Origin of the sequence: Dactylosporangium sp. NPDC006015, assembly GCF_040614215.1 — a bacterium.
Taxonomy (GTDB): domain Bacteria; phylum Actinomycetota; class Actinomycetes; order Mycobacteriales; family Micromonosporaceae; genus Dactylosporangium; species Dactylosporangium maewongense.
Window position 1 is genome coordinate 79,264 of sequence record NZ_JBEXUD010000032.1, and the last position, 25,823, is coordinate 105,086.

The following is a 25,823-nucleotide window of genomic DNA, read 5'->3' on the forward strand; positions in this document are numbered from 1 at the left end:
TTCGCCAGGATTGCGGTTCCGTGCTCCCCGCGCACGCGGGGGTGGTCCGGCTCGCGCCTCGCTCAAGGCCGCTAGCACGCGGTGCTCCCCGCGCACGCGGGGGTGGTCCCCACGTCTCGGCATCCATGAGCGCGGCGAACTGGTGCTCCCCGCGCACGCGGGGGTGGTCCGGAGCTGCTCGACGTCGCGCTCACCGCGCTCAAGTGCTCCCCGCGCACGCGGGGGTGGTCCCAGCTTGCCGAGGAGATCCGGACGAAGATCCGGGTGCTCCCCGCGCACGCGGGGTGGTCCCGTCTCTGTCGGTGTCGTGGACGAGGGGTCGGTGTGCTCCCCGCGCACGCGGGGGTGGTCCGTCCAGCGGAGTTGCGTCGCGGTCATCTCCGCAGTGCTCCTCGCGCACGCGGGGGTGGTCCGTCGTCCATGGCCGCGCCGCAGATGTCGCATTCGTGCTCCCCGCGCACGCGGGGGTGGTCCCTGGTTGCGGGTCGCGTCAAGGCCGGAGATCGTGTGCTCCCCGCGCACGCGGGGGTGGTCCGGCGCCGGCGACCTGTGAGACGCCGCCGGCGAAGTGCTCCCCCGCACACGCGGGGGTGGTCCCCGCTTGCCGCCGACACCGTCGACGATCTCCGCGTGCTCCCCGCGCACGCGGGGGTGGTCCGCGCGGTGGAGAGCGGCCAGAGCAAAGCAAGTGGTGCTCCCCGCGCACGCGGGGGTGGTCCCACCGCGGCGATCCCCGACGACCCGAGACGTCCGTGCTCCCCGCGCACGCGGGGGTGGTCCCCCGGCGACGCACAGCCAGATCGTCGCGGACACGTGCTCCCCGCGCACGCGGGGGTCGTCCCCGGCGGGTGCTCATGCACCTTCCGCTGCCCGAGTGCTCCCCGCGCACGCGGGGGTGGTCCGGAGTACAACGCCGCCGTCAAGGAGCACGGCAAGTGCTCCCCGCGCACGCGGGGGTGGTCCCTGGCCCAGCACTTCGTCGACCGCAATGGCCCGGTGCTCCCCGCGCACGCGGGGTGGTCCGCGTTCCAGCGCCCGCACGGCGTTGTTCTCCCAGGTGCTCCCCGCGCACGCGGGGGTGGTCCGCCGCGGGCCCGTGCAGCGAAACGTAAGGATCCGTGGCTCCCCGCGCACGCGGGGGTGGTCCCGCGCCACCCATCACCGCGAGCGTGGTGGAGTAGTGCTCCCCGCGCACGCGGGGGTGGTCCGACCCGGCCGCCGACGCCAAGCTGGTTGAACGAGTGCTCCCCGCGCACGCGGGGGTGGTCCCGCGCGGATCAGCGCCCGGAACACGATCCGGGCGTGCTCCCCGCGCACGCGGGGCGTGGTCCTGCCCACGTCGGCGATGGATGCCGTGAGGAAGTGTGCTCCCCGCGCACGCGGGGTGGTCTGTTCGTCCTGACCGTTGACAGCCGAAGCTGCCCTCGACGATGCAGTGCTCGCCGCGCACGCGGCGGTAGTCCCATGAAGTACGGCGTCCACGAACTCAGCCGCGAGTGCTCCCTGCGCCTGCGGGGAGTGGTCCCGTCGGCGACGTCGGGAGAGAACTGACGCAGCCCGTGTTCCCCGCGCACGCGGGAGTTCCTGCCGCTCGATCTGCTGATCAGGCACATTGGGTGTTCCCCGCGCACGCAGGGGGCGGTCCTGACAATGGCCTGTACGTCGAGACGCACAACCAGCATCCCCGCGCATGCGGGGTCCCTCAGTTCGTAATGGACTCACGGATCGCGCCGCCACGCCCCTGCGCACGCGGAGTGGTCCCGAGACCGTCCAGGATCGGCACGTTCTTGCGCTCCCCGCGCACCCGGAAACGATTCCCGGCCCGGCTCGACACCGTGCTTTGCACCGGGGCGCAATGCGGAACGCTGCCTCCGCCGGCCAGTCGCAGAGACGCAGTCGAGGGCCTGGTCGACAACGGTCGACAGTGGCTCTGACGCCGACGTCGGAATGTGCGCCGGCCGCGGCGTCGCGCATCGGACCGGGCCGCGCTGCGCTGACGTTTCCGTCGGCTATGCCCGTACGGTGTTGGCAGCGCGGGGTGGCTTCGGCGATGGCCGAAACGGTGATCCGGAACTCGGCCGCCTGGTACTGGAGATTTATGTCCGACTATGGTATGATTAAGTGCCTTTGTGTCTACGGTGGGTGCACGCCTTCGAAAGGACACACATGGCGACTTCTGCCAATGTCGAACCGAACGTCCACGCGTTCCTGGCCGCGCTCGGCGGTGCGGGCAGTGTGGAGCTGTTCGCGGACCCGTTCCTGTTCGCCGACGCGGGTGGCGCCCGGCCGGTTTCCCGGGCGGACTTCCTCGCGATACTTCCTCGCAGGGCCCAGATGTTCGCCGCCGCCGGCTACGGGCCCGCTCAGCTCACCCGCACCGAACAGCAGCGCCTCGACGAGCACTACCTGCTAGTCCGCACCGACTGGTCCGCGCCTAGCATCACCGGGGGCGAGCCGGCTGAGTTGTCCTCGTCGTACCTGCTGCATGAGGACGGAACGTCGGTGTCCGTTGTTGCCTACGTCAACCACAAGACCGTGCCCGGCATGTAACCGAATCCCGGCGGGCGGGGCGTCGAGCACCGTGGCGGCCCGCCCGGCGCGATCACGATTGCGGGCGTAGCCCGTCGAGGATGATCTGGGCGATGTGTGCCGAGCGTTCGGGGCTGGTCTCGGCGCCGGCGTGACGGATCGCACTGAAGGCGCCGGCGACGAGCGCCATCACGTCGTCGACCGTGACGTCCGGGCGCACGGCACCGGCGGCGTGGGCGCGGTCGAGCAGGTCTGCGACATGGCGGGTGAGGTCTGCCGCGACCTTCGGGGCGGCGGTGCGCAGGTCGAGCTCGGCGGCTTCGAGTGCGCTCTTGACGGTGACGTTCTCGGCGCCCGTGGCGATCATCCGGGACAGCTGCGTGAACAGGGCCGCGGGGTCGTCGGTGGTTGCGAGTTCCTCCGCCTCCGCCACGAGTTGTTCGAACTCGTCGGTCGCGACGGCGAGGTACAACGCCTCTTTGCTGGGAAAGTGCCGGTGGACGGTGCCGGGGCCGACGCCCGCGCGGCGGGCGATCTCGTCGAGCGAGACGCCGAGGCCTTCCGTCGCGAACAGCCGCTGCGCCGTGCGCAGGACCTGCTCGCGATTGCGACGCGCGTCGGCTCGCAGCGTCCGGTCACCGCTGGGAGCGGCCGGCGACTCCGCTGAGGCCCGTTTGGGCGGTTGGCTGTTCATGGCACGCCTAGCTTAACCGGGGCGGCGCACCGTATGCTGGCGACAATAAACGGGGCGGCGCACCGCTTACAAGAAGCCAACCACGAGGGAGACCATGCGATGAACACGCGCGACGATGCCAGCGCACTGGTCCTGCGGATGCAGGAGTGCTTCAACACACGGCAGTTCGACGAGGCAGAGGGCCTGTTCACCCCGGACTATTACAGCCATGCGCTCGGCACCATCGGCTTCGAGGCGGGCAAGAACGTCTGGCGTCAGGTCGTGACACAGTTCCCTGACATGCGCGTCGTCGCCGAGGACGTGCTGGTGGACGGCGACAAGGTCGCCATCCGCTCGTCCGTCCAGGGGATCACGACCCCGGACGGCGCCGCGCAGCCGACGCTGATCGAGATCTTCCGTATCGAAGACGGCCGGCTCGCGGAGACCTGGGGGATCACCGAAGGCCCGGATCCTCGCGTGCGCTGACCGAGCGGGAGGGGCGCCGACACCCCTCCCGTGCGGGCCGGGAGATCAGGCGTACACCTCCATCTCGTACAGCGAGTAGCCCCACTGCCCGGACTTGGCGGTGCCCAGCATGCGGACGTATCTGGCCGGGCCGGTCACCGCCAGCCGCTCCGTGCCGCCGGGTGAGTTGGCCTGGACGTAGGCGTCGCGCCAGGTGGTGCCGTCGGTGGAGGCCTGCAGCCGGTAGGACCTGGCGTAGGAGGCCTCCCAGCGCAGGACGACCTCGCGCAGGTTGTACGTGGTGCCGAGGTCGACCCGCAGCCAGTTGTCCACGGCCTCGCTGGCGGCCCAGCGGGAGGACTGGTCGCCGTCGAAGGCCTTGGCGGCGGCCTGTTGCGCGTTGGACTCCGACGACGCCGTGGCGGGCTTGCCCTCGGCGAGGTTGGTGGCCGCAGCGCTGAGGGTCAGGTCGAGCGTGACGGTCCGGCCCTTCTGCAGCGGCACGACGCGGGCGATGCCGCCGAGCGGCGAGCTCTGGACCGTGCCGCCGGTGACGGCCGTGATGCCGGAGCGCTGGATCAGGGTCAGGTTCTGGTCGATGCTCGAGGTCAGGGTCACCTGGACCTTGCGGGCGTCGGTGTCCCAGACGAGGTTGTCGATTTCGAACTGTCCCTTGCCGAGCATGCCGGCAACGGCGCCCTTCTTCAGGCTCTTGGGCAGGGCCGGCAGCAGCTCCAGGGTGCCCGGCCGGGTCGCGGCGAGCATCTCCATCATGATGGTGGGCACGGAGTTGACGACGTCGGTGGCGAACACGCTGTGGTTGTTGTAGTGCGACGTGGCCATGCTGCTGTAGTAGTAGTCGTCCTTGGCGAACCGCAGCAGCTTGGCATTGACGGAGTCGGCGTTGTTGAGGTCGGCGGCGATCAGCGCGCCGTGCAGGAGGCCGTGGCCGGCGTTCTCGTAGCTGCCGGTGTCCTTCTTCTGCAGGAACACCTTGGCCGCGTTGTACTGTGCGAGGTTCGTCTCCGGGGTGATCTCGCGGTACGGCCAGACGGGCATCAGGCCGCTGGAGTGCCGGTGCTGGTACTGGTTCTGGTTGGCCAGGCCGGGCCACGCCCATTCGGCCAGCGCGCCGTCGTTGTTGATGAGGTACGGCGGCAGGTGGTCGAGCTTCTCCTGCCAGACCGGGATCTTGTCGGCGTCGCGGCCGAGGGTCCGGCTCGTCTGGATGAGCGTCGACAGGGCGAAGCGGGCGCCGGAGATGTCGTACACCGAGTTGTTCGCCAGGGGCACGCCACCGGCCGGCCGGTTCTCCGGTGAGATCGATCCGGCGAGGATGTACCGGCCGTTGGCGTCCTTCTTGACGAGGAAGTCCTCGTAGAAGTCGCCCATGTCGCGGATCAGCGGGTAGTACTTGTCGGCGAGGAACGTCGTGTCGCCGGTGACCTGGTAGTACTCCCAGAACGGTTGCAGGAGCCAGGATTCGCCGCCGGTGACGTACTGGTACGGGTAGTCGAAGTTGATGTTGGAGATGAGCCCTTCCTCGTTGGGGGTGTTGCCGCCGGTGAGCATGCCCCGGGTGCCCAGCAGTTTGCGGGCGTTGGTGCGGAAGTCGTTCTGCCACTGCTGGTTGAGGTAGAAGTACCCGGCCATGGCCTCGGGCATGTTGCCGACGTTGCCGCCGGAGATCTGCAGGTTGAGGTTCGCGTCGAGGTGGTAGTAGCCGTCCCAGCCGACGTTGCTGTCGCCGGTCCAGTTGCCCAGCAGGTCCGGTGCCGCCGTCTCGTTGCTGGAGGCCAGCAGGTGGTAGCGGCCGGCGTAGAACATCCGCTCGTACAGCGCCGGGACCGGGTTGCCGGATGCCTTCTGCTCGGCGAGCAGCTGCTCGGTGGGCTTGGCGCGGTCGGCCGCGCTCGCGCCGAGGTCGAGCGACACCCGGCCGAAGATCTCCCGGTGCTTGCTCGTGTGCCGGTTCAGCAGCGCCTGGTAGGAGTCGGTGATCGCTGACAGCCTCGACTGCAGCAGCTGCCGGTTCCATTCGGTCTCGGCGGTGACGCCGCCGTTGTAGGTGCCGTTGTACCGCTGGGTGAGCGACAGCAGCGTGACGTAGGTGGCGTTGGTGACGGCCACGTTGGTGCCGGACATGATCTTCGTGCCGTCGGTGACGATGCGGGTGACGCCCTCGTATCCGGCGTTGTAGGTGCCGTTGGGGTACTTCACGCGCAGGTTGAGGAAGTTCGTGTTGGAGGCGTTGGTGACGGTGACGCCCTTGTTGGTCAGGTTCATGCCCGGGTCGATCGACAGGCCGAGCGTCACGTTCAGCCGCTGCCCGCTCGGCGCCGGCAGCTGCTGCACGGTGACGCCGTCGGTCCTGGACACGAACGAGTCGCGTTGCCAGCTGCCCTTGTCGTCGGTCCACTTCACCGACACGACGCCTGAGGCGTAGTCGGTCGAGCGCACGTAGTTGCGCACGGTGCCGGCGTCGGGCATCTGCATGGTCATCTTGAAGCCGGGGTGTTTGCTGCCCTCGCCGCCGCCCTGGTACCCCTGGACGTCGGCGGCGAGCTGGTTCGCCTGCTGGTACTGCCCGGCGATGGAAAGGTCCCGGATCCGGTTGATGTTGTCGGCGCTGACGGTGTTGAAGGTACGGTGCGGCCGGGCCTCGGAGCGGGCCATGAAGAACCGCTTGTCGTTGAAGACGACGGTCTCGTTGCGCGGGTTGCCGAAGACGATGATGCCCTGCTTGCCGTTGCCGGCGAGCAGCCCGTTGGCCCAGTCGCCGTAGGTCTGCGGGTAGGTGTTCGACGGCGCGACGGTCGCCGTGCCGGTGCCGCCGCCGGTCGGGCCGGTGCCGTACACCTCGAACTCCCACAGCGAGTAGCCCCACTGCGTGTTCGGCGTGACGCCTTGCATCCGCACATACCTGGTGGTGCGGCCGATCGTCACGGTGTCCGAGCCGCCGTCGCCGGTGGTCGTGGAGTACACGTCCGTCCACTGTGCACCGTTGTCGGAGACCTGCACCTTGTACGCCTTGGCGTACGCCGCCTCCCACGACAGCACCGCCGTCGTCACCGGGTACGCCGCACCGAGATCCACGGTGATCCAGGCGTTGTTGTCGTTGCTGTGGTCACTGGACCACCGCGTCGCACCGTTGCCGTCGATCGCGTTCGCCGCCGTCAACGCACCGTCCTGATAGGACGCCGTGGCGCGGGCGGCGGGGTCGCGGGCGAGGTTGACGGGGGTGTCGGCCGCGGCCGACGGCAGCCGCACAGCGGCGGTGACGAGGATGAGTGCGGCGAGGGCGCCGCCGAGCAGTCTGCCGCGTTTCGAGATCGGTCTCACGGGGTTCCTTTCCGGGCGATGCGCAGCGAGGAGATGGCGTCGTTGCTGCCCGTGCGGGCGAGGTCGGGGGTGTCGGCGGTGAAGGTCCATGCGGCGCCGGTGAAGCCGGCCTCGGCGTAGGCGGTGACCGTGTAGCCGGCCGGCACCCGGATCGAGGAGACGGCGTCGTTGCCGATGCCGGCCGCGGGCAGCCGCGGCAGGTCGTAGCTGCCGGGACCGCGGGTGGCCGCGGTGCCGCCGTAGCCGGTGGCGGTGTAGAACGTCGGTCCGGCGGGATCGTGGTCCGGCCACAGCCACACCGCTGCCGCGACGACGACCGGGACGGCCAGGACGGCGCCGGCGAGCCGGTTCATCGGGTGGTGACGCGCAGCGAGGAGATGGCGTCGTTGTTGCCGGTCGGCACGAGGTTCGGGGTGTCGGCGGTGAACGTCCACGCGGTGCCGGCGAAGCCCGCGTCGGCGTAGGCGGTGACCGAGTAGCCGGCCGGCACCCGGATCGAGGAGATCGTGTCGTTGGCGATCCCGGCCGCCTGCAGCTGCGGCAGGTCGTAGCTGCCCACGCCGAGGGTCGCCGACGCGCCGCTGTAGTCGGCGGCGGCGTAGAACGTCGGGCCACCGGGAGGGGCGCTGGCTCCGCCGTACACCTCGAACTCCCACAGCGAGTAGCCCCACTGCGTGTTCGGCGTGACGCCTTGCATCCGCACATACCTGGTGGTCCGGCCGACCGTCACCGTGTCCGAGCCGCCGTCGCCGGTGGTCGTGGAGTACACGTCGGTCCACTGTGCACCGTTGTCGGACACCTGCACCTTGTACGCCTTCGCGTACGCCGCCTCCCACGACAGCACCGCCGTCGTCACCGGGTACGCCGCACCCAGATCCACCGTGATCCAGGCATTGTTGTCGTTGCTGTGGTCACTGGACCACCGCGTCGCACCGTTGCCGTCGATCGCGTTCGCCGCCGTCAACGCACCGTCCTGATAGGACGCCGTGGCACGGGCGCCGGAGTTGCGGGCGAGGTTCACGGGTCCCGCCGGGTACGCCGGCGGCTTCGGCACGCTCTGCCCGGCCGGCGGCCACAGCGTGAAGGTGTTCGCGCCGTTCTTCGCGGCGGCGAACGGGCCGGCCATGACGTTGCCGGTGTTGACCGCGGCGCCGAAGAAGTCGGTGGTCACGTCGGCGGCGATGCTCTCGTTGGCGCGCGGGATGGTGCCGACGCGGGCCTTCGTCACCGGGGTCAGGCCGCTGATGCCGGTGGCGTTGAGGGTGAAGCTCAGCTGCATCGCCGTGTTGGTGGCGGTGTACTGCACGTTGGACACGACGCCGGTGAAGTTGCCTTCCTTGACGTGTGTCTTGCCGGTCGCGTTGTCCGGCAGTGTCGAGCCCTGGACGAGGTTGTTGAACCAGAAGTCCTTCTGCGGCGAGGTGAGCGCCGTCGACTCGTTCATCGTGCCGGGCTGGAAGTAGTAGGCGTCGCGGCCGCCGCCGTCGATGGCGAAGCGCCCATTGTCGATGAACAGGTTGTTGGCGAAGACGATGCCGGTGGCGTCCAGCGTGCGGATGTCGCTGTTGCCGATGAAGACGTTGTTGTCGACCAGGATCGGGCCGTGCACGGCCTCGGCGTAGTAGCCCCACGGGCTGTTCATGACGATGTTGCCGGTGACGCGGACGTTCTGGTTGCCCCAGTCGGTCCAGATGCCGGCGGAGTTGCCGCCGCGGGAGTTCTTGATGTAGTTGCCCTTGATGAGGCCCTCGTTCATGTAGTGCACCTTGATCGGGGCCGTCTCCGCGCCGCTGAACTCGTTGCGGTAGTTGGTGTCCTCGATCATGTTGTAGAGGATGTCGGAGTTCCAGGAGAAGACGCCGGCGATGCCGGACTGCCCGGACCTGCCGATGTAGTTGTTGCGCACGACGTGCGAGCCGTACTTGCTCGTGTCGCGGAAGTTGGTGCGGGTCGTGCCGGGCCGGTTGCCCGCCCATTCGTCGTTGCCGAGGCCGATGTCGATGCCGATGGTGCGGGCGTTGAGCACGACGTTGTTCTGGATGATCCACCGCAGGCCGCCGTTGACGCTGATGGCGCCGGCCTGGCGCCGCGTCGGGCTGTCCGGGAAGTCGGAGTACGTGTTGGCCGCGTGTTTCACCGTGAACCCGTCGACGGTGATGTAGCCGAGGCCCCACGCGTCCGGCGCGAAGACCTGCCGGCGGACGTTGATCTCGCCCAGCCTGGCGTTGGGGTCGGCGCCGCCGAAGTTCGCCGAGATCGTCGTGCTCGACGCGCCCACCTGCGAGTACCAGGTGCCGGCCGCGGCCTGGACGTCGCTCAGCGCCGGCTTCTCCAGGTACGCCTGCTCGTCGAGGTAGACGTCGCCGGCGTTGTAGCCGGGGAACACGCCGCCTCCCCCGCCCTGCGGGTGTCCGGTCGCGTAGGGGTTGTAGGCGCCGAAGAACGTGTTGGGCAGCGTGACGCTCCAGACGTTGCCGGTGCCGCGGGTCCAGGTGTTGACCTCCTCGGAGCCCTTGATCACCACGTCGCCGTCGCCGGCCCTGGTGTAGGTGATGCGGTTCGTGTCGCCGGTGCCGCCGCGGGCCGGCTTGACCGTCTCGCGGTACAGCCCGGCGTGCACGTAGACGGTGTCGCCGGGCTGCGCGTCCTGTGCGGCGCGGTTGATGGTCAGGTAGGGCGCGGCGGCGGTGCCGGCGTTGGCGTCGTTGCCGTTCTTGGCGACGTGGATGGCGCGCACCGCTTGGACCGCGGTCTGCGCCGCGATCGAGGGCACCGCGATCCAGACGAGCGCGAGGGCGGTGCCGGCGGCGCCGAGCGCTTTGAGGTGATTGATGCGGGGGTACTTCATGTGGGGGTCCTTCACGAAGGCGGATTCGTGCGACGTGATCGCCGTTCGCAGGGCGCGTGGCGGTGCCGCCTGGCGAGGACTCAGGCGGTTGGCGGTTGCGAACGGGCGCCCGGCCGTGGCGGATGCGGCCGGGCAGCGAGGCGTCTCGGGCCGCCGATGACCCAGAGTGCCCTACTAAGTTAGATTAATAATCTATGCGTGCTGATGCGGGACGTCAACCTGGCGGTCGTTGATCCGTGCACGGTACCCGGGCCCGGCGGGCGGCGCTAGACCCGAGCTGCGAGCTCGGGGCCGTGGCCGGGCGCGACCGAACCCTGCAGGACCAGGGCCGCGCCGCCGATCGCGGCGGAGTCGCGCGGGTTGCTCGACAGGTCGACCCGCACGTCGTGCACGTCGCGGGCGAAGGCCCGCTCCGCCAGCCGGCGGCGGATCTCGGTGACGTAGATCGAACCGGCTACGGCGAAGCCGGGCCCGGCGAGCACGAGCGTGTCGATGTCCCACATGTTCGCCAGCAGCACGGCGCCCTCGGCGAGCATCGCCGCGGACTCGTCCAGCAGCGCGCGCGCCTGCTCGTCGCCGTAGATGGCGGCGCGGGCGAGCACGTCGAAGGCCCGCGCGTCGTCGTCCTCCGTGCGGATGCGCAGGCGGCGGGTCAGCCCCCGGACGGCGCGGGCCCGGGCGACGAGCACGCGCGGCGCGGCGTACTGCTCCAGGCATCCGCGGCTGCCGCAGTGGCACGGCTCGCCGTCGCGGACGATCGGGACGTGGCCGAGCTTGCCCGCGTTGGAGCTCGCGCCGCGGTGCAGGGCGCCGTCCAGCACCACGCCGGAGCCGATGCCGGAGTTCATGTACAGGCAGCCGAAGGTGCGCTCCCGCGAGACCTGCCGCCCCCAGAACTCCCCGACGGTGGCCGCCGCGGCGTCGCTGTCGACGAGGACCGGCACGCCGAGCCGGCCGGTGAGGGCGTGGGTGAGGTCGAGCCCGGCTCCTCGCGTCACCGAGCCCTCCCGGCCCGGCAGCGCGAGGAACCGGCCCCGCGTCACGTCGACCGGGCCCGGCCCGACGACGGCCATCCCGGCCACGCTCTGCGGCGGCAGGCCCAGACCGTGGGTGACCTCGTGGTACAGGGTGGCTAGCCGGGCCGCGACGCTCTCGGGCCGGCCGTCCGCGGGGGCGGCGACGAGCTGCCGGCCGACGGTGCCGCCGCGGGTGTCGGTCACCACGCACGTCAGCGTGTCCGCGCCGACGTGGATGCCCACCCCGTAGGCGGCGCGCGAGTTGATGACCAGCATGGCGCGCGGCTTGCCGCGGGTCGCGACGGTGTCGCCGGTCTCCCGCACGACGCCGTCGTCGATGAGTCGGCGCACGATGTTGGAGATGGTCGGCTGGGTCAGGCCGGTCGCGTTGACCAGCTCGACCCGGCTGATCGGCCCGGAGGAGCGGATCAGGTCCACGATGAGCGCACGGCTACCGGGGCCCGCGGCCGCAGACTCCCGTCGCGCCACGCTGAACCGCCTCTCGTCTCGCCGTACGCTGTCGCACGACTACATTACGGGGACGAGGCTAGACCACTGCGTCGGCGAGGAGGAGCGCATGCCCGCGGTACCCACCGCATCCGCGTCCGGGCCGCGGCTGGACACGCCGGTCGGCCTCGCCCTCGTGCGCGACGCGGAGGTGCTGGGCGCCGAGCCGTTCTTCCACGAGTTCATCGCCGGCATCGAGCGGGTGCTGGTCCTGCAGGGCGTGCCGGTGCTGCTGCAGGTCGTGGCCACGGTGCCGCAGGCGGTGGAGCGGATGCGGGCCTGGGCCCGGTACGGGCAGGTGCAGGGCGTCATCCTGATCGACCTGCTGCCCGGTGACGAGCGGGTGGCGCTGGTCAAGGGGCTGGGGCTGCCGTGCGTCGTCATCGGCGACCCGGTCACGGCCGACGGGCTGCCGACGGTGTGGACGCAGGACGAGGTGGCCATGCGCGACGTCGTCGGCGAGCTGGTCGCGGCCGGCCACACGCACCTCGGCCACGTCGGCGGCCCGGCGCAGATGGCGCACACGATCATCCGGCGCCGCACGTTCGAGACCGTCGCGGCGGAGCACGGCGTCCGCACGACGTCGTTCGACGGCGACTACTCCGAGGCGGCCGGCGTCCGCGCCGTCACCGCCCTCGCGGCGCTCGACGAGCGGCCGACCGCGCTGGTCTTCGACAACGACGTCATGGCGCTCGGCGCCCTGCACGAGGCGGCCCGCCTCGGCCTGGCGGTGCCGGCCGAGCTGTCCCTCGTCGCGTGGGACGACTCGGCGCTGTGCCAGCTGGCGGTGCCGTCGCTGAGTGCGGTCAGTCACGACGTGCAGGAGCTGGGTGAGCTCGTCGGATCAGTCCTGGCCGACGCCCTGTCGGGGGCGCCGCCGCGCACCGTCACCGTGGCACCGGCGCGCCTGACCGTCCGCCAGTCCAGCCGCTGACCTGCCACCGCACCGCCCGTACTGGCTCTCACCGCACCGCCCGTACCCACGCCGGCCCACTCGGGGCCATGGCCGGGCATGGGTGGATCATGCCCGGCTGTGGCCCGGAGTGGGCGACCTGAGATCAGGTTGTGTGGCGGATGATCGAGTCGGCGATCCGCTCGGTGAGGCCCGGCGAGAAGAACGGGTGGTGACCCATGCCCGGCACGATCTCCAGGCGCGCCGCCGGGATCTGTGCCGCGAGCGCCTCGCCGTGAGCCTGGGGCAACAGCGGGTCATCGCTGCCGTGCAGGACCAGGGCCGGTGCGGTGATGGCCGACAAGGAGGCCCGCTGGTCGTCGTCCCAGCGCCGTCCGGCGAGATCGTGATTCGAGGCGGCAGCGATGTTGCCGGCCCGGGCATGGCAGTGTTCGACGAACCGGCGCGCGGCAGGCTCGTCGAAGGGCAGGACATCGCCGTTGAGCACCCGCCAGGTCTGCACGTCGGCGTCCATGCGTTGCTGCGGTGTCGTTCGGGGCGCCTTCACCGAGGCCATCAGGTGGTCGAGGAACCGTGCGGTCGGGGGCGGCAGCTCGCCGGCCGTAGCCGGTCGGCCCGCCATCGCCCGGGCCCACGCAGGTCCGGGGTTGTTGCCCATCGGAGACGACGCCATCGTGGTCAGCGTGTGGACCAGGGCCGCCTGGTGCACGGCAAGCCATTGTCCGATCGCCGCGCCCAGCGAGGTTCCGACGATGTGCGCGGCCGGGACGCCGTAACCGTCCAGGACGGCGGCCGTGTCAGCTGCCATGTCGGCGAGCGCGTACGGATGCGTTGCGAAGTCGACGGAATCGGACCGGCCGGTGTCGCGGTGATCGAACCGGATCACCTGCCGGCCGCTGTTCACGAGCGCTTCCACCAGCTCTTCGGGCCAGCCGATGCCCTGCGTCGAGGTGCCCATGACCAGGAGAACGGTGGGATCGGCAGGGCGGCCGAAACGCTGAGTCCACAGCCGTAGCTGCCGGGAGCGAACGAACTTCTCGTCACCAGTAAGCATGCCGGGCACCGTAGCGGTCACCCAACTCACCAGAACCAACTACCGGTTGTAGTCGAAATTTACGTTCATGAGATAATGAACTTGCGGGCGAGGCCACTGAGACGCCTCCTGCGCCGTCGATCTCCTCGGCCGACTTCGCCGCATCATGACCATCGGTCACCACCCCTGCCGCCGGCTGCTCCGCCACGTTCGATCCCGCGTCGCAAGTTCATAGATTAAAAATCTTTGTTATTGACTTCGCCCGGGACGTCGGCGACGCTGTGTCGAGCACAGCCCGGGACACCCCTTCCCACGCGGCGAGCAGCGCCGGTCGTCACGTCGACGCGCTGCCGCCTTCCCCTGCCCAGAGACGCGTAAAGGAAGCCCTTATGGACCACCGCACCAGGCCGCGGGCCGTGCGCGCCGTGGCCGCACTCGTCGCCCTCGCCCTCACCCCTGCCCTCGCGGCCTGCGGCGACGACGCCGCCGCCCCGGACTCCATCGACGTCGTCACCCGCTGGTCGGCCGGCAACTCCGCCGCCGCCGCACAGAACCGCGTGTTCCAGGCGTTCACCGCCGAGACCGGCATCAAGGTGAACGTCACCGAAGGCCTCGAAACCATCGACGACCAGGTCGAGAACGCGGTGGCCGCGGGCAAGTCGCCCGACGTGGTCATCGTCAACCTGTTCGACAAGACGCTCGGCTGGCTCGACGCCGGCGTCACCGTGCCGGTCGACCAGTACGTCAAGGACTGGGGTCTCGCCGACAAGATCAAGCCCGCGGCGCTGGACGAGTGGCGCGCCGGCGGGAAGCTGCAGGGGCTGCCGTTCTCCGGGTTCAGCTGGCCGCTGTGGTACAACACCGAGTTGCTGAAGCAGGCCGGCGTCGACAAGATCCCGGCCACCACGGACGAGCTCATCGCCGCCGCCGCGAAGCTGCGCGCCAAGGGTGTCGCGCCGCTCGCCGTCGGCGGCAACGACTGGACCGGCCAGAAGTTCTTCTACCAGGTCGCGCAGTCCTACACCGACGCCGCGACGATGCAGAAGGTCATGCAGCAGGGCGGCTACTGCGCGACACCGTCGGTCCTGGACGGCATCAAGCTGTTCACGCAGCTGCGCGACGCCGGCGTGTTCGTCGACAACGCCGCCGGGCTCATCGCCGACGGCATGTACGCGGCGTACTACTCCGGCAAGGCCGCGATCATGCCGGCCGGCTCGTGGGCCTACACCGAGTCGACGGCCGCCGGCACCGGCATCGACAAGCGCACGACCCTCGGCGGGTTCCCGGTGCCCAGCGGCGCCACGTTCAAGAAGCCGACGGCGTACCGCGGCTTCACCGGTGTCGGGTTCATGATCACGAAGCGGGGCGCTGAGCCCGGCCGGATCGACAACCTGCGCAAGTTCATCACCAGGTTCTACGCCGACGCGTCCGTGGGCGACTTCGTCAAGGACTCCGGCATCCTGCCCCCGACCACCGGCGACTTCGCCGCCTACGCCACCAACCCGCTGCTGACGCAGTCACTGGGCCTGGACGCCACGGTGGACTACGCGGTGCTGCCCGACGTCTGGATCGGCTCCGCGTCCGACCGCATCATCCAGGTCCTGACCGGCGCCTACGGCAAGTCGACGCCGCAGCAGATCTGCGCCGGACTCGACACGGCCACCAAGGGCTGACCCCCGCAAGCCGGGCGGGGACGGCGCGCACCGCCGCCCCCACCCGCAGCGACGAAGGAACGCATGATGTCATCCACCAGCACCCTGGTCCGCACCCGCGCGCGGCCACCGGCCGCCCCGGCCGGCCGGCGACGCGGCGGCGGCCTGCACTCGCCCCGCATCCTCTGGCTGACGGTCCCGTCCCTGCTCTGGTTCGCCGTCTTCGCCGTGGGCCCGCTCGCCGCGATGTTCGTCATCGCGACGCTGCGGTGGAAGGGACTGCTGTACGAGCCCACCTACGCCGGCACGGAGAACATCGGCAAGGTCCTCGCCGACCCGGCGTTCTACGCCGCGGTGCGCAACAGCGCCGTCCAGGTCGCCGTCGTGATCCCGCTGATGATCCCGCTGTCGTTCATGCTCGGCTACCACCTCAACACCAAACCGCGCGGCTACCGGGTGCTCTCGGTGCTGTACTTCTCCCCCGGCCTCATCTCCATCTCCATCACCGGCATGGTCTTCTACGGCGTGCTGTCCCCCGACGGCGGCGTCAACGGCCTGCTGCGCGGCGTGGGTCTGGACACGTGGGCCACCGCGTGGCTCGCCGACCCCGACACCGCCCTGGCCAGCCTCATCGTCATCGACCTGTGGCGCGGCATCGGCTGGACGGCCGTGCTGTTCGCCGCCCGGCTGGCGAGCCTGCCGGCCGACGTCCTGGAGGCCGCGCGCATCGACGGCGCGGGACGGTTCCGCACGATGTGGCAGATCGCGTTCCCGATGGTCAAGGACTACGTCCGCACGCTCACGATGCTGCAGTACCTCTGGACGCTGTTCACCTCCGCCGCCCTGATCCTCCTGCTCACCAAGGGCGGGCCGGGCACCTCCTCCACCACCCTGTCGTACCTGGTCTACGCGAAGGCGTTCGCGCAGCGGGACCTCGGCTACAGCCAGGTGGTCGGGGTCGTGCTCCTGCTCCTCGGCATCGCCGGGATGGCCCTGATCCACGTCCTGCTGCGCAGCCCACGGGAGAACCCTCGATGAACCCCCGCACGACCCGACGCACGGCGGGCCGCACCGCGACCGTGCTGTCCTGGCTGTACGCGCTGCTGCTCGCCGCGCCGCTGTACTACCTCGCGGTGAGCGCACTGAAGACGAACGTCGAGATCTTCACGCAGCCGTTCGCGTTGCCGTCGCGGTGGCTGTGGGGGAACTTCGCCACCGCCTGGCGCACCGCCGGCCTGGGGCAGGCGCTGTTCAACTCGCTGCTCATCTCGGTCGTCGCGATCGCGCTGACCCTGACGCTGGCGGTGCCCGCGGCGTACGCCCTGGCCCGCCAGGACAACAGGCTCTCCCGGTGGATCACCGGCGCGTTCTCCGCGGGCTTCCTCATCCCACCGTTCGCCGCGCTGATCCCCACCGTCATCCTGGCGATCAAGCTGGGGCTGTTCTACACCCGAGAGTTCCAGATGCTGTTCCTGCCGGCCAGCGCCCTGCCGCTGTCGGTGCTGCTGCTGACCCAGTTCATGCGGACCGTGCCGCCGGCCCTCGTGGAGTCCGCCGCGCTCGACGGCGCCGGTCACCGGCGGCTGCTGACCAGCGTGTTCATCCCCATCGCCATGCCGGGCATCGTCAGCGTCACGATCCTGCAGCTGCTCACGTTCTGGAACGAATACCTGTTCTCGCTCACCGTCACCGGCACCGCCCCGAACGTACGGACGGTCCAGGTGGCACTGCCCACCCTCATCTCCGACGCCACCAACGTCGGAGTGCTCACCGCGGGCACCGTGCTCACCCTGCTGCCGGTCTACATCACCTACGCACTCGCCAGCCGTCGCATGCAGGAAGCACTCACCGCAGGGGCAGTAAAGGGATGACACTCACCACGCAAGCGACGACCGCCGCTGCCAGCCGTCTCGACCTCGGCGGCACCTGGGAGCTGACCTGGGAGGCGGGCCCCGACACCGTCCCGGAGTCCGTGCGGGCGGCGCGGATCGCCGCGCAGGTGCCCGGTGAGGTGCACACCGCGCTGCTCGCGGCCGGGCTCCTGGACGATCCCGACGTCGGCTGGGGCGAGCTCGCGCAGGAGTGGGTCGGGCGCTCCCGCTGGACGTACCGCCGCCGCGTCCAGTGGGCGCCCACCCCCGGCGCCCGCACCAACCTCGTCGCCGACGGCCTGGACACGATCGCCGAGGTCTACGTCAACGGCCGGCACGTCGGCGCGGCCCGCGACCAGCACCTGACCTACCGGTGGGCCGTCGACGACGCGCTGCGGCCCGGCGACAACCTCCTCGAGGTGCGCTTCGCCTCCGCGTGGGACGCCGCGCTCGCGCACGAACGCGCGCACGGGCCGCTGCCCAGCCCGTACGACGAGCCGTACGCGCATGTGCGCAAGGCCGCGGCGAACTTCGGCTGGGACTGGGGTCCGCACCACGTCACCGCCGGCATCTGGCGCGGCATCCGCCTGGAGTCGTACACCGGCCGGATCGAACACGTCAGGCCGCTCGTGACGCTGGAGCCGGCCCCTGACACCGCGCACGTCACCGCGCACGTCCGGTGTGACGCGCCGGAAGGTGCGCTGGTGCGGGTCGAGCTGACGGATCCTGCCGGACGCCCCGCCGGAGCCGCGACCGGCACCTTGACCGGGGACGAGGTGGCGCTCACCGTGCCCGTCGAGGACCCCGAGCTGTGGTGGCCGATCGGGCTCGGCGCGCAGCCGCTGTACGGCGTGCAGGTGCGGCTCGAACACGCCGGCTCCGTGCTGGACACCGCGGCCACCCGCGTCGGCCTGCGCACCGTGACCGTCGACGAGTCCCCGGACGCGCTCGGCACCCGCTGGGCGATCGTCGTCAACGGCCACCGGGTCCGCGTCCGCGGGTACAACTGGATCCCCGACGACACGTTCGCCGGACGTGCCACGCCGCAGCGCGTGACCGCCCGCATCGAGCAGGCCGTCGCCGGCAACGCCAACCTCCTGCGGGTCTGGGGCGGCGGCCACTTCGCGACCGACGAGTTCCTGGACGCCTGCGACGAACGTGGCCTGCTCGTCTGGCACGACTTCCTGTTCGCGTGCGCCGCCTACTGCGAGGACGACGACATGCTCGGCCTCGTCACCGCCGAAGCCGAGCAGGCCGTCGCCCGCATGTCGGCGCACCCCAGTCTCGTGCTGTGGTGCGGCGGCAACGAGAACGTCGTCGGCTGGCACCACTGGGGCTGGGCCGACCAGCTCGGCACCCGCGGCTGGGGCGCCGCCTACTACCTCGACGTGCTGCCCCGGGTGCTCGCCCGCCTCGACCCGACCCGGCCGTACCTGCCGAACTCCCCGTGGTCGGGCACGGTCGACCGCGACCCGGCCGCCGACACGCACGGCCCGAGCCACCTGTGGCACCCGTGGAACGAGGCCGACTACGCGCACTACCGCGACCACGACCCGGCGTTCGTCGCGGAGATGGGCTGGTGCGGACCGGCCGCCTGGAGCACCCTCGAACGCGTCGTGGACGGCCAGAAACCCGGGCCCGGCTCGACGCTGACCCGCCACCACCTGCGCGCGATCGACGGCATGCACAAGCTCACCCGCGGCCTCCAGCCGCACGTGCCGGCGCCCGCCGACGGCGCCGACTGGCACTTCGCGACCCAGGTCGTGCAGGCCCGCGCCGTCGCCACCGGGGTCGAGTGGCTGCGGTCCCGCGACCGCTGCGGCGGTGTCGTCGTGTGGCAGCTCAACGACTGCTGGCCGGCCATCAGCTGGTCCGCGGTCGACCACGCGGGCATCGAGAAGCCGCTGTGGCACGCGCTGCGCCGCTCGTTCGCGCCGCGGCTGGCCACCGTCCAGCCCGTGCGTCCGGGGCCGACGCACGACCCGACCGGCGACGCGGGGCTCCTGCTCGCGCTCGTCAACGACACCGGCACCGCCTGGCACGCCGACGTCCTCATCCGGCGGATCGGGCTGGACGGCACGGAACACGCCCGCGCCCGGCTGCGGGCCGGATGTCCCGCCGGTGGGCTCGTCTGCCTGCCCGTCGACGCCGGCGTCGGCCGCCCCGCGGACCCGCACGCCGAGCTGCTCGTCGTGGACGCCGCCGGCGTACGGACCACGTGGAGCTACCGGCCCGAGCGGGAGCTGACCGCGCCCCGCCCCGAGCACCGCGCCGACGTGCGCGTCGTGGACGGCGCGCTGCACGTCACGGTCACCGCCGTGACGCTGCTGCGGGACGTGTGCGTGTTCGCCGACCGGCTCGCCGGGCCGCTCGGCGTCGCGGCGCACGAGCTGGTCGTCGACGACGCCCTGGTCACCCTCCTGCCGGGCGAGCGCCACACGTTCCGTGTCGCCCGCCGCGACGGCGGCGCCGTCGCGTTCGGCGGGCGGCTGCCCGACCTCGTGGTGCGGTCGTTCGGTGAGGTCGCCCGCTGACACCACCGATGTCTGCACGGTTTACGTTTGCCTTTGGTGCGGTTCAAAACTGTCTTGGGCAGCCATTCATCCGATGTACACATTGACAGCTCGCCATGCTCTTGACACAGTCGTCAACGGCGGTGATCCCTCCCCTCCCTCACGGGAGGTCCCGTCCCAGCAGGTGCGTCGGCGCGCTCCTCCCCGCGTTCCCTCTGGAAGGAACCTCCCATGAGCCTGTCCCGCCGCCAGGTCCTGTCCACCGGGCTGGCCGTCGCCGGTCTCGGCGCGACCGCCTACGTCGCCGGCACCGCCGACGCGGCCAGCGTCCCCGGCGACGTCGTCGGCAAGATCTCCGTCGGCTACCAGGGCTGGTTCGCCTGCCGCGGCGACGGGTCACCGATCAACGCCTGGTGGCACTACAGCGCGAACAACAGCCAGCCGCCGTCGCCGAGCAACACCACCCTCGTGTCGTGGCCCGACATGCGCGAGTACACGAAGACGTACGCCACGGCGTACGCGAACCTCGGCAACGGGCAGCCCGCCACGCTGTTCTCGTCCTACGACCAGCAGACGGTCGACACCCACTTCAAGTGGATGCGCGACTACGGCTGCGACACGGCCGCGTTGCAGCGCTTCAACCCGTTCGGTGGCGAAGGACCCATCCGCGACGCCATGACCGTCAAGGTCCGCAGCGCCGCCGAGGCCTACGGCCGCAAGTTCTACATCATGTACGACGTCACCAGCTGGACCGACATGCAGTCGCAGATCAAGACCGACTGGACGACGAAGATGTCGGCGTACACGGCGTCACCGGCGTACGCGCGGCAGAACGGCAAGCCGGTCGTGTGCATCTGGGGCTTCGGCTTCAACGACTCGGGCCGCCCGTTCGCGCCGGGCCCGTGCCTGGACGTCGTCAACTGGTTCAAGGCCCAGGGCTGCTACGTCATCGGCGGCGTGCCGACCTGGTGGCGCACCGGCGTCAACGACTCCCGCCCCGGCTTCCTCGACGTGTACCACGCCTTCAACATGATCTCGCCGTGGATGGTCGGCCGCACCGGCGACATCGCCGGGCTCGACTCGTACTACAACAACGTCAACGTCGGCGACCAGGCCGACTGCAACGCCCGGGGCATCGACTACCAGCCCTGCGTCATGCCCGGCGACCTGTCCGCCGGCGCCCGCGCACACGGCGACTTCTACTGGCGGCACATCTACAACATGACCCGGCTCGGCGCGCAGGGCCTGTACGTGTCGATGTTCGACGAGTTCAACGAGGGCAACCAGATCGCGAAGACGGCGGAGAACGCCTCGATGCAGCCGACGAACTTCGGCCGTCCCGCGCTGGACGCCGACGGGGTGGCCTGCTCCTCCGACTACTACCTGCGCATCACCGCCGACGGCGGCCGGATGTTCAAGCGGCAGACGCCGCTGACCGCCACCCGCCCCACCCAGCCGATCGCCGGCGGCCCGTCGACGCCGCCGCCGTCGACCGCGGTCGCGCTGCGCTCCCGGGCGAACAACCGGTACGTCTCCGCGCAGAACAACGGCGCCGCGCCCCTGCTCGCCGCCGCCACCGCCGTCGGCGCCGCGGAGCGGTTCGAGCTCGTCGACCTCGGCGGCGGGAACGTCGCGCTGCGCGCCCAGGTCAACGGCAGGCTCGTCTGCGCCGAGAACGCGGGTGCCGCGGCGCTGATCGCGAACCGTACGGCGGCCGGCCCGTGGGAGACGTTCCGGCTGATCCGCAACGGCAACGGCACGGTGAGCCTGCTCGCGACGGTGAACAACCGCTATGTCTGCGCGGAGAACGCGGGCGCCGCGGCGCTGATCGCCAACCGCACCGCGATCGGCGCCTGGGAGCAGTTCGACCAGGTGCCCGCGTAACGGGCCCCGTCATGCGGCCGGTGCCCGGCTACAGGGCCCCGGCCGCGGGCGTCGGGGCGGGACGGCAGAGGTGCGGTGGCACGCCCGTCCTGGCCAGGGACGCGTCGAGCAGCGCGGTCCACTGTGGACGCCACCGCTCGGTGCGGGCGGCCGTCTCCTCGCGGAGCAGCGGCAGGCCGGCGGTGGGGTGCGGTGCCCGCCACCAGCCGGGGGCGTGGTCGTAGGCCCGTCGCACCGTCGCGTCGGGTCCGGTGACGTCGACGCGCAGGTAGAGCCAGCGCCCCGAGCCGGGGTCGGCGTCGGCCTCGTGGAGCGCCGTCACGAGGTCGGTGAGCGCGCCGGTGACCTGCTGGCCGGACTCGGCGCTGAACGCCGTGCGGTGCCGCGGGCCCCACTGCACGGTCAGGACGGCGGTGCCCTCGGCGCGCAGGTGTGCCGCGAGGTCCCGCAGCGCGCCGCCGTCGGCGGTCGCCGGCCGTGGCTGCTCCGGCGCGTCGCGCATGACCCGCTCGACGAGGGCGGCCTGCTGGTCGGGGCCGCTGAACGGCACCGTGCGCCCGGCCGGTTCACCGTCGCCGGCGGGGTGTTCGGGCCAGCTGCTGCCCGGTGTCAGCCCGGCCCGGGTCGCCGCCGCGAGGGCGGTGGCCGGGTCGATCGCCGGTTCGTACGCCGATGTACGGGCGTGCTCCACCGCGGCGAACAGGGCCAGGTCGGCGGTGCGGTCCCGGGCCGCGTCGCGCAGGCGGTCCAGCAGCCGCTGCCGGTCGGTGGCGTCGTCGGTGAGCTGCTCGACCGCCCCGGCGAGCGCCGTGGAGGCCTCCTCGAGCAGGATCCGGCAGCCGTCCTCGCGCAGGTCCGCCGGGTACCGGGCCCGGCTCCACGCGGTGCCGTCCCACCAGTACACGAAGCCGACCACCTCGCCCGCGAGCAACGCCTGGAGGAAGGACCACGGCAGCCACGCCGGACCGCCCGCGAGCAGGTCGACGGGCTCCCGGCACATCTCGATCTCACTGTTGTCCAGGTCGAGCCCGAAGAGCACCGCCCGGCCGCCGGCCACGGGCAGCAGCGCCCACCAGCCGTTGCCGACGTCGCGCATCCGCAGCCCGTCGGCGGTGACGGCGTAGCCCGGCATGATGCTGGGCGCCCGGCCGGCGGCCAGGGCGGACAGCAGGGCCGGCTCGGCCCACAGGTCGTGCGGCGGCGGCAGGTCCGGCACGCGCACTGTCATCGTCGATCCCCCGTCTGGTCCGGTGCGTGACCGCCGCGAGTGTACGGCGCCCGGCCAAACGCTCAGGACCGCGCGGCGGGGTCGTTCTGCCACAAACGACATCGTCGATCTTCGCACCCGTATGCGGGCAGTCCGGGCAGGTGGGAGCGGCCGATGTGGAAACGCTCTCACCTTTCACCATTCCCTTACCGATCGTGATCACGTAGCTTCGTGAGGTGGCATCGGTGGAAAATGATGGATGCCCGGGCACAAAGGGGCGAATGACTTGCAGGCGAGCACCCCTCAACAGCGACTGGCACCGCACCATGAGCTGCCGCGGGACGCGGCCACCGTCGCCGCCTACCGCACACCGGTCAGGTTCGCCCGCGACCCGCTCGCCGAGCTCGAGGCGATCTCCGGCCGGGCCGCAGGCGCGGTCGTGCGGCTCAACCTCGGCTTCCTGCGGCCCTACCTGATCACCCGGCCCGACGACGTGCAGCACGTCCTGAGCGGCCACGCCGACCGGTACGTGCGCGAAGGCATGATGTGGCAGCCGGTGCGCCGGTTGACCGGCAACGGCATCTCCGGCGACGGCCCGCAGTGGAAGGCCAGCCGCGAGGTGCTGCGCCCCATGTTCGCCGCCCGGCACGTCGCCGCGCTGACCGACCTGCTCGCCGTCACCGTCAACGAGGCCGTCGACGCCCTCGACGAGCACGCGAAGACCGGCCGGCCGTTCGACGTGGCCGAGGCGATGACCCGCGTCGCCGACCTCGCGCTGGGCCGGGCCTTCTTCGGCGGCGGCATCGCGGCGGCCGACGGCGACCGGCTCGGTCAGGCCGTCGCCACCGCGTTCACCTCCCTGACCGCCCGGATACTGCTGCCGTTCGCGCCGCGGTGGCTGCCGCTGCCCGGCGACCGCGCGTTCCGGCGGGCGGTGCGCACCGTCGACGAGGTCATGTACCCGCTGGTCGCACAGCGGCGTCGGCAACCCGACGCCGACGACGTCGTGGCGCTGCTCTGCCAGACCCGCGACGGCGACGGGCAGCCGCTGGACGACCGGCGCATCCGTGACGACGTCGTCGGCATGTACGTCGCCGGCACCGAGACGACCGCGATGGCCCTCACCTGGCTGTGGGTGGCGCTGGACGCCAACCCCGCCGTCGCGGAGCGGCTGCGGGCCGAGGTCGAGGACGTGGTCGGCGACGAGCGCCCGGGTGCCGCGCACCTGCCACGGCTGCGGTACACCCGCATGGTCGTGCAGGAGGTGCTGCGACTGTACCCGTCCGGCTGGTTCCTGCCGCGCACCGCACTGGCCTCCGACGTGGTCGGCGGGGTGCGGATCCCGGCCGGCAGCACCGTGGTGATGAGCCCGTACCTGACCCATCGCATGCCGTCGCTGTGGGAGCGGCCGGACGTGTTCGACCCCGAACGGTTCGGGCCCGAGCGGACCGGCCGGCACCGGTTCGCGTACCTGCCGTTCGCGGGCGGCCCGCACCAGTGCCTCGGCAGCCAGCTGTTCATGGTCGAGGCACAGCTGGTGGTGGCGGCGATGCTCAGCCGGTTCCGGCCGCGGCTGCGCGACGACGGACCGGTCCATCCGAGGGCCGCGGTGACCCTGCGGCCCAGCCGGCGGCTGGCGATGACGATCACCCGGCGGGAGCGGTGAGCGGCGTGGCCGGCGCCGCGCCGGACCCTGGCTCGGCGCCGGCCGGAGCCGCCCTCCAGGCCGCCGCGGCCGACCTCGTGGACGAGGTCGCCGCCACGCGGTGGGGGCGCATCTCCCCGTCGGTGTACGAGACCGGCCGGCTGGTGTCGATCGCGCCGTGGCTGGTCGACCACGCCGCCCGGGTCGCGTTCCTGCGCGCCACCCAGCGCCCCGACGGCGGCTGGGGCCAGCCGGGCGGGTACGCCCTCGCGCCGACCCTCAGCGCGACCGAGGCGCTGCTGGCCACCGCCCGCGACGGCGACCCGTCGGCCGCGGAGCCCGCCGGGCAGGGCCTCGACCGGCTCATCGGCTGGCTGGCCGGCCCGGCGCCGCTGCGCGTCGCGGACGTACCGGACACGCCGGCGGTCGAGCTGATCGTGCCGGCCCTGGTCGACCTCGTGAACGCGCATCTCGACGCCCTCGCCGACCGGCCGGTGCCGGGCCTGGACAGGTTCGCCGGCGTCCGGCTGGCGGCACCGGCCGGCGTGGACGACCGGCCGCTGCGGGGTATCCGCGCGATGCTGGACGCGGGCGCGCCGGTGCCGGACAAGCTCATGCACTCCCTCGAGGTCGTCGGCCCGCTCACCGCGAACCAGCCGGTGCGGCCCGCGCCGATCGGCGGGGTCGGCGCGTCGCCCGCCGCCACCGCCGCGTGGCTGGCCGGGCATCCGGCCGGCCCGACCTCGGCGACGTTGCGCTACCTGGAGGCGGTCACCCGCCGGCACGGCGGGCCGGTGCCCAGCGTCGTCCCGATCGCGCCGTTCGAGCGGGCCTGGGTGCTCAGCCTGCTGATCGGCGCCGGGTTCCCGGTCGGGCGTCCCGACCGGGTCGCCGCCGCCCTGGCCGCGCCGCTCGGCCCGGGCGGGCTCGCCGGCGGTGAGGGCCTGCCGCTGGACGCCGACACCACCTCGGTCACCTTGCTGACGCTGGCGCAGCTCGGCGCGGCGCAGCCCGTCGACTGCCTGTGGCCGTTCGAGGTCGACACCCACTTCAGCACCTGGCTCGGCGAGCGGACCCCGTCGACGACCACGAACGCGCACGTACTGGAGCTGTTCGGCCACCACGTCGCCGCGCACACCTGGGCGGGCGCGCGGGACCGCGCGGTCGTCGCCAAGCTCACCGCGTGGCTGTGCGCGCAGCAACTGCCCGACGGCAGCTGGATGGACAAGTGGCACGCGTCGCCGTACTACGCGACGTTCTGTGTCGTGACGGCGCTGCACCGCCACGGCCGCCTGGGCGGCGGCGAGCCGGCCGCCACGATCCGCAGGGCGGTGCGCTGGATCGTCGCGACCCAGGCGGCCGACCGGTCCTGGGGGCGCTGGCACGGCACCGCGGAGGAGACGGCGTACGCGGTGCAGACCCTGCTGCTCACCGCCGCGCTGGACGAGCCCGGGGCGCACGCCGCCGCGGCCGACGGGCTGGCCTACCTCGCCGCGACGTCCGGGCAGCAGCCGGACCCGCCGCTGTGGCACGACAAGGATCTCTACGTGCCGCCGCGCATTGTCCGGGCCGCGGTTCTCGCGGCATTCCGGCTGGCCGGATCGGACAATGCAATGCGTTACGGAATTTCGTCGCCGGCCGCCACGGATTAGTGCCGGCGCCGAAGTCCGCACACCGGTCACCAGGCAACTTGAGTGGCCGATCGCACGCTGCTACGGTGCCCGT

The 25,823-nt window shown here is 71.7% G+C and carries 17 protein-coding genes and 1 CRISPR repeat array (1 of these 18 running past the window's edge); of the genes, 10 read left to right on the forward strand and 7 right to left on the reverse strand.

What is annotated here, in order from left to right; translation table 11 throughout:
* A CRISPR array of direct repeats spans positions 1-1,524; the repeat unit is 28 nt; unit sequence GTGCTCCCCGCGCACGCGGGGGTGGTCC (it extends 1,322 nt beyond the left edge of the window).
* 642 nt (positions 1,525-2,166) lie between these two features.
* Complete coding sequence (locus ABZ321_RS39975) at positions 2,167-2,550, forward strand: hypothetical protein (protein ID WP_354900791.1); 384 nt, start codon at positions 2,167-2,169, stop codon at positions 2,548-2,550.
* Positions 2,551-2,602: 52 nt separating this feature from the next.
* On the opposite strand, the gene ABZ321_RS39980 is transcribed toward ABZ321_RS39975, so the two are convergent.
* Positions 2,603-3,223 (reverse strand): TetR/AcrR family transcriptional regulator, encoded by a 621-nt coding sequence (locus tag ABZ321_RS39980; RefSeq protein WP_354900793.1) that lies wholly within the window; start codon positions 3,221-3,223, stop codon positions 2,603-2,605.
* A 99-nt stretch (positions 3,224-3,322) separates the two neighbouring features.
* Between ABZ321_RS39980 and ABZ321_RS39985 the strand changes: the two genes are divergently transcribed.
* Entirely contained in the window at positions 3,323-3,688 is a 366-nt protein-coding gene (locus ABZ321_RS39985; protein ID WP_354900795.1) for an ester cyclase, read from the forward strand.
* A 45-nt stretch (positions 3,689-3,733) separates the two neighbouring features.
* Here the strand turns inward: ABZ321_RS39985 and ABZ321_RS39990 are convergent, their stop codons facing one another.
* The 4 genes from ABZ321_RS39990 to ABZ321_RS40005 form a co-directional block, all read right to left on the reverse strand.
* Positions 3,734-7,009, reverse strand: a complete 3,276-nt coding sequence (locus ABZ321_RS39990; protein WP_354900797.1) for a discoidin domain-containing protein — start codon at positions 7,007-7,009, stop codon at positions 3,734-3,736.
* Positions 7,006-7,362, reverse strand: a complete 357-nt coding sequence (locus ABZ321_RS39995; RefSeq protein WP_354900799.1) for a hypothetical protein — start codon at positions 7,360-7,362, stop codon at positions 7,006-7,008. The genes ABZ321_RS39990 and ABZ321_RS39995 overlap by 4 nt, the downstream gene beginning before the upstream one ends.
* Positions 7,359-9,857 carry a discoidin domain-containing protein gene (locus ABZ321_RS40000; protein WP_354900801.1) on the reverse strand — a complete coding sequence of 833 codons (2,499 nt, stop codon included), beginning with the start codon at positions 9,855-9,857 and terminating at the stop codon, positions 7,359-7,361. The genes ABZ321_RS39995 and ABZ321_RS40000 overlap by 4 nt, the downstream gene beginning before the upstream one ends.
* Positions 9,858-10,123: 266 nt before the next feature.
* Entirely contained in the window at positions 10,124-11,362 is a 1,239-nt protein-coding gene (locus ABZ321_RS40005) for an ROK family transcriptional regulator (protein WP_354900803.1), read from the reverse strand.
* 88 nt (positions 11,363-11,450) lie between these two features.
* Between ABZ321_RS40005 and ABZ321_RS40010 the strand changes: the two genes are divergently transcribed.
* Complete coding sequence (locus ABZ321_RS40010; RefSeq protein ID WP_354900805.1) at positions 11,451-12,314, forward strand: substrate-binding domain-containing protein; 864 nt, start codon at positions 11,451-11,453, stop codon at positions 12,312-12,314.
* 124 nt (positions 12,315-12,438) lie between these two features.
* Here ABZ321_RS40010 and ABZ321_RS40015 read toward each other — a convergent pair whose 3' ends face one another.
* A complete protein-coding gene (locus ABZ321_RS40015) occupies positions 12,439-13,347 on the reverse strand; it encodes an alpha/beta hydrolase (protein WP_354900807.1) in 909 nt (302 codons plus the stop codon).
* Positions 13,348-13,715: 368 nt separating this feature from the next.
* On the opposite strand from ABZ321_RS40015, the gene ABZ321_RS40020 reads away from it, so the two are divergent.
* From ABZ321_RS40020 to ABZ321_RS40040, 5 genes are all read left to right on the forward strand, one after another.
* Complete coding sequence (locus ABZ321_RS40020; protein WP_344500225.1) at positions 13,716-14,999, forward strand: extracellular solute-binding protein; 1,284 nt, start codon at positions 13,716-13,718, stop codon at positions 14,997-14,999.
* 66 nt (positions 15,000-15,065) lie between these two features.
* Positions 15,066-16,016 carry a sugar ABC transporter permease gene (locus ABZ321_RS40025; protein WP_354900810.1) on the forward strand — a complete coding sequence of 317 codons (951 nt, stop codon included), beginning with the start codon at positions 15,066-15,068 and terminating at the stop codon, positions 16,014-16,016.
* On the forward strand, positions 16,013-16,849 hold the full coding sequence (locus ABZ321_RS40030; RefSeq protein ID WP_354900812.1) for a carbohydrate ABC transporter permease: 837 nt from the start codon (positions 16,013-16,015) through the stop codon (positions 16,847-16,849). The genes ABZ321_RS40025 and ABZ321_RS40030 overlap by 4 nt, the downstream gene beginning before the upstream one ends.
* Entirely contained in the window at positions 16,846-19,383 is a 2,538-nt protein-coding gene (locus ABZ321_RS40035) for a glycoside hydrolase family 2 TIM barrel-domain containing protein (protein ID WP_354900814.1), read from the forward strand. Before ABZ321_RS40030 ends, ABZ321_RS40035 begins: the two co-directional genes overlap by 4 nt.
* Positions 19,384-19,593: 210 nt before the next feature.
* The gene (locus ABZ321_RS40040) at positions 19,594-21,246 is read left to right on the forward strand and encodes a glycoside hydrolase family 71/99-like protein (RefSeq protein WP_354900815.1); all 1,653 of its coding nucleotides are present in this window, start codon (positions 19,594-19,596) and stop codon (positions 21,244-21,246) included.
* A 28-nt stretch (positions 21,247-21,274) separates the two neighbouring features.
* Here ABZ321_RS40040 and ABZ321_RS40045 read toward each other — a convergent pair whose 3' ends face one another.
* Positions 21,275-22,474 carry a hypothetical protein gene (locus tag ABZ321_RS40045; RefSeq protein ID WP_354900817.1) on the reverse strand — a complete coding sequence of 400 codons (1,200 nt, stop codon included), beginning with the start codon at positions 22,472-22,474 and terminating at the stop codon, positions 21,275-21,277.
* Positions 22,475-22,739: 265 nt separating this feature from the next.
* On the opposite strand from ABZ321_RS40045, the gene ABZ321_RS40050 reads away from it, so the two are divergent.
* Together ABZ321_RS40050 and ABZ321_RS40055 are read left to right on the forward strand one after the other, a co-directional pair.
* Positions 22,740-24,119, forward strand: coding sequence for a cytochrome P450 (locus tag ABZ321_RS40050; protein WP_344500213.1), 1,380 nt, complete (start codon positions 22,740-22,742; stop codon positions 24,117-24,119).
* Positions 24,116-25,750, forward strand: a complete 1,635-nt coding sequence (locus tag ABZ321_RS40055) for a prenyltransferase/squalene oxidase repeat-containing protein (RefSeq protein ID WP_354900820.1) — start codon at positions 24,116-24,118, stop codon at positions 25,748-25,750. Before ABZ321_RS40050 ends, ABZ321_RS40055 begins: the two co-directional genes overlap by 4 nt.
* The last annotated feature ends 73 nt before the right edge of the window (positions 25,751-25,823 follow it).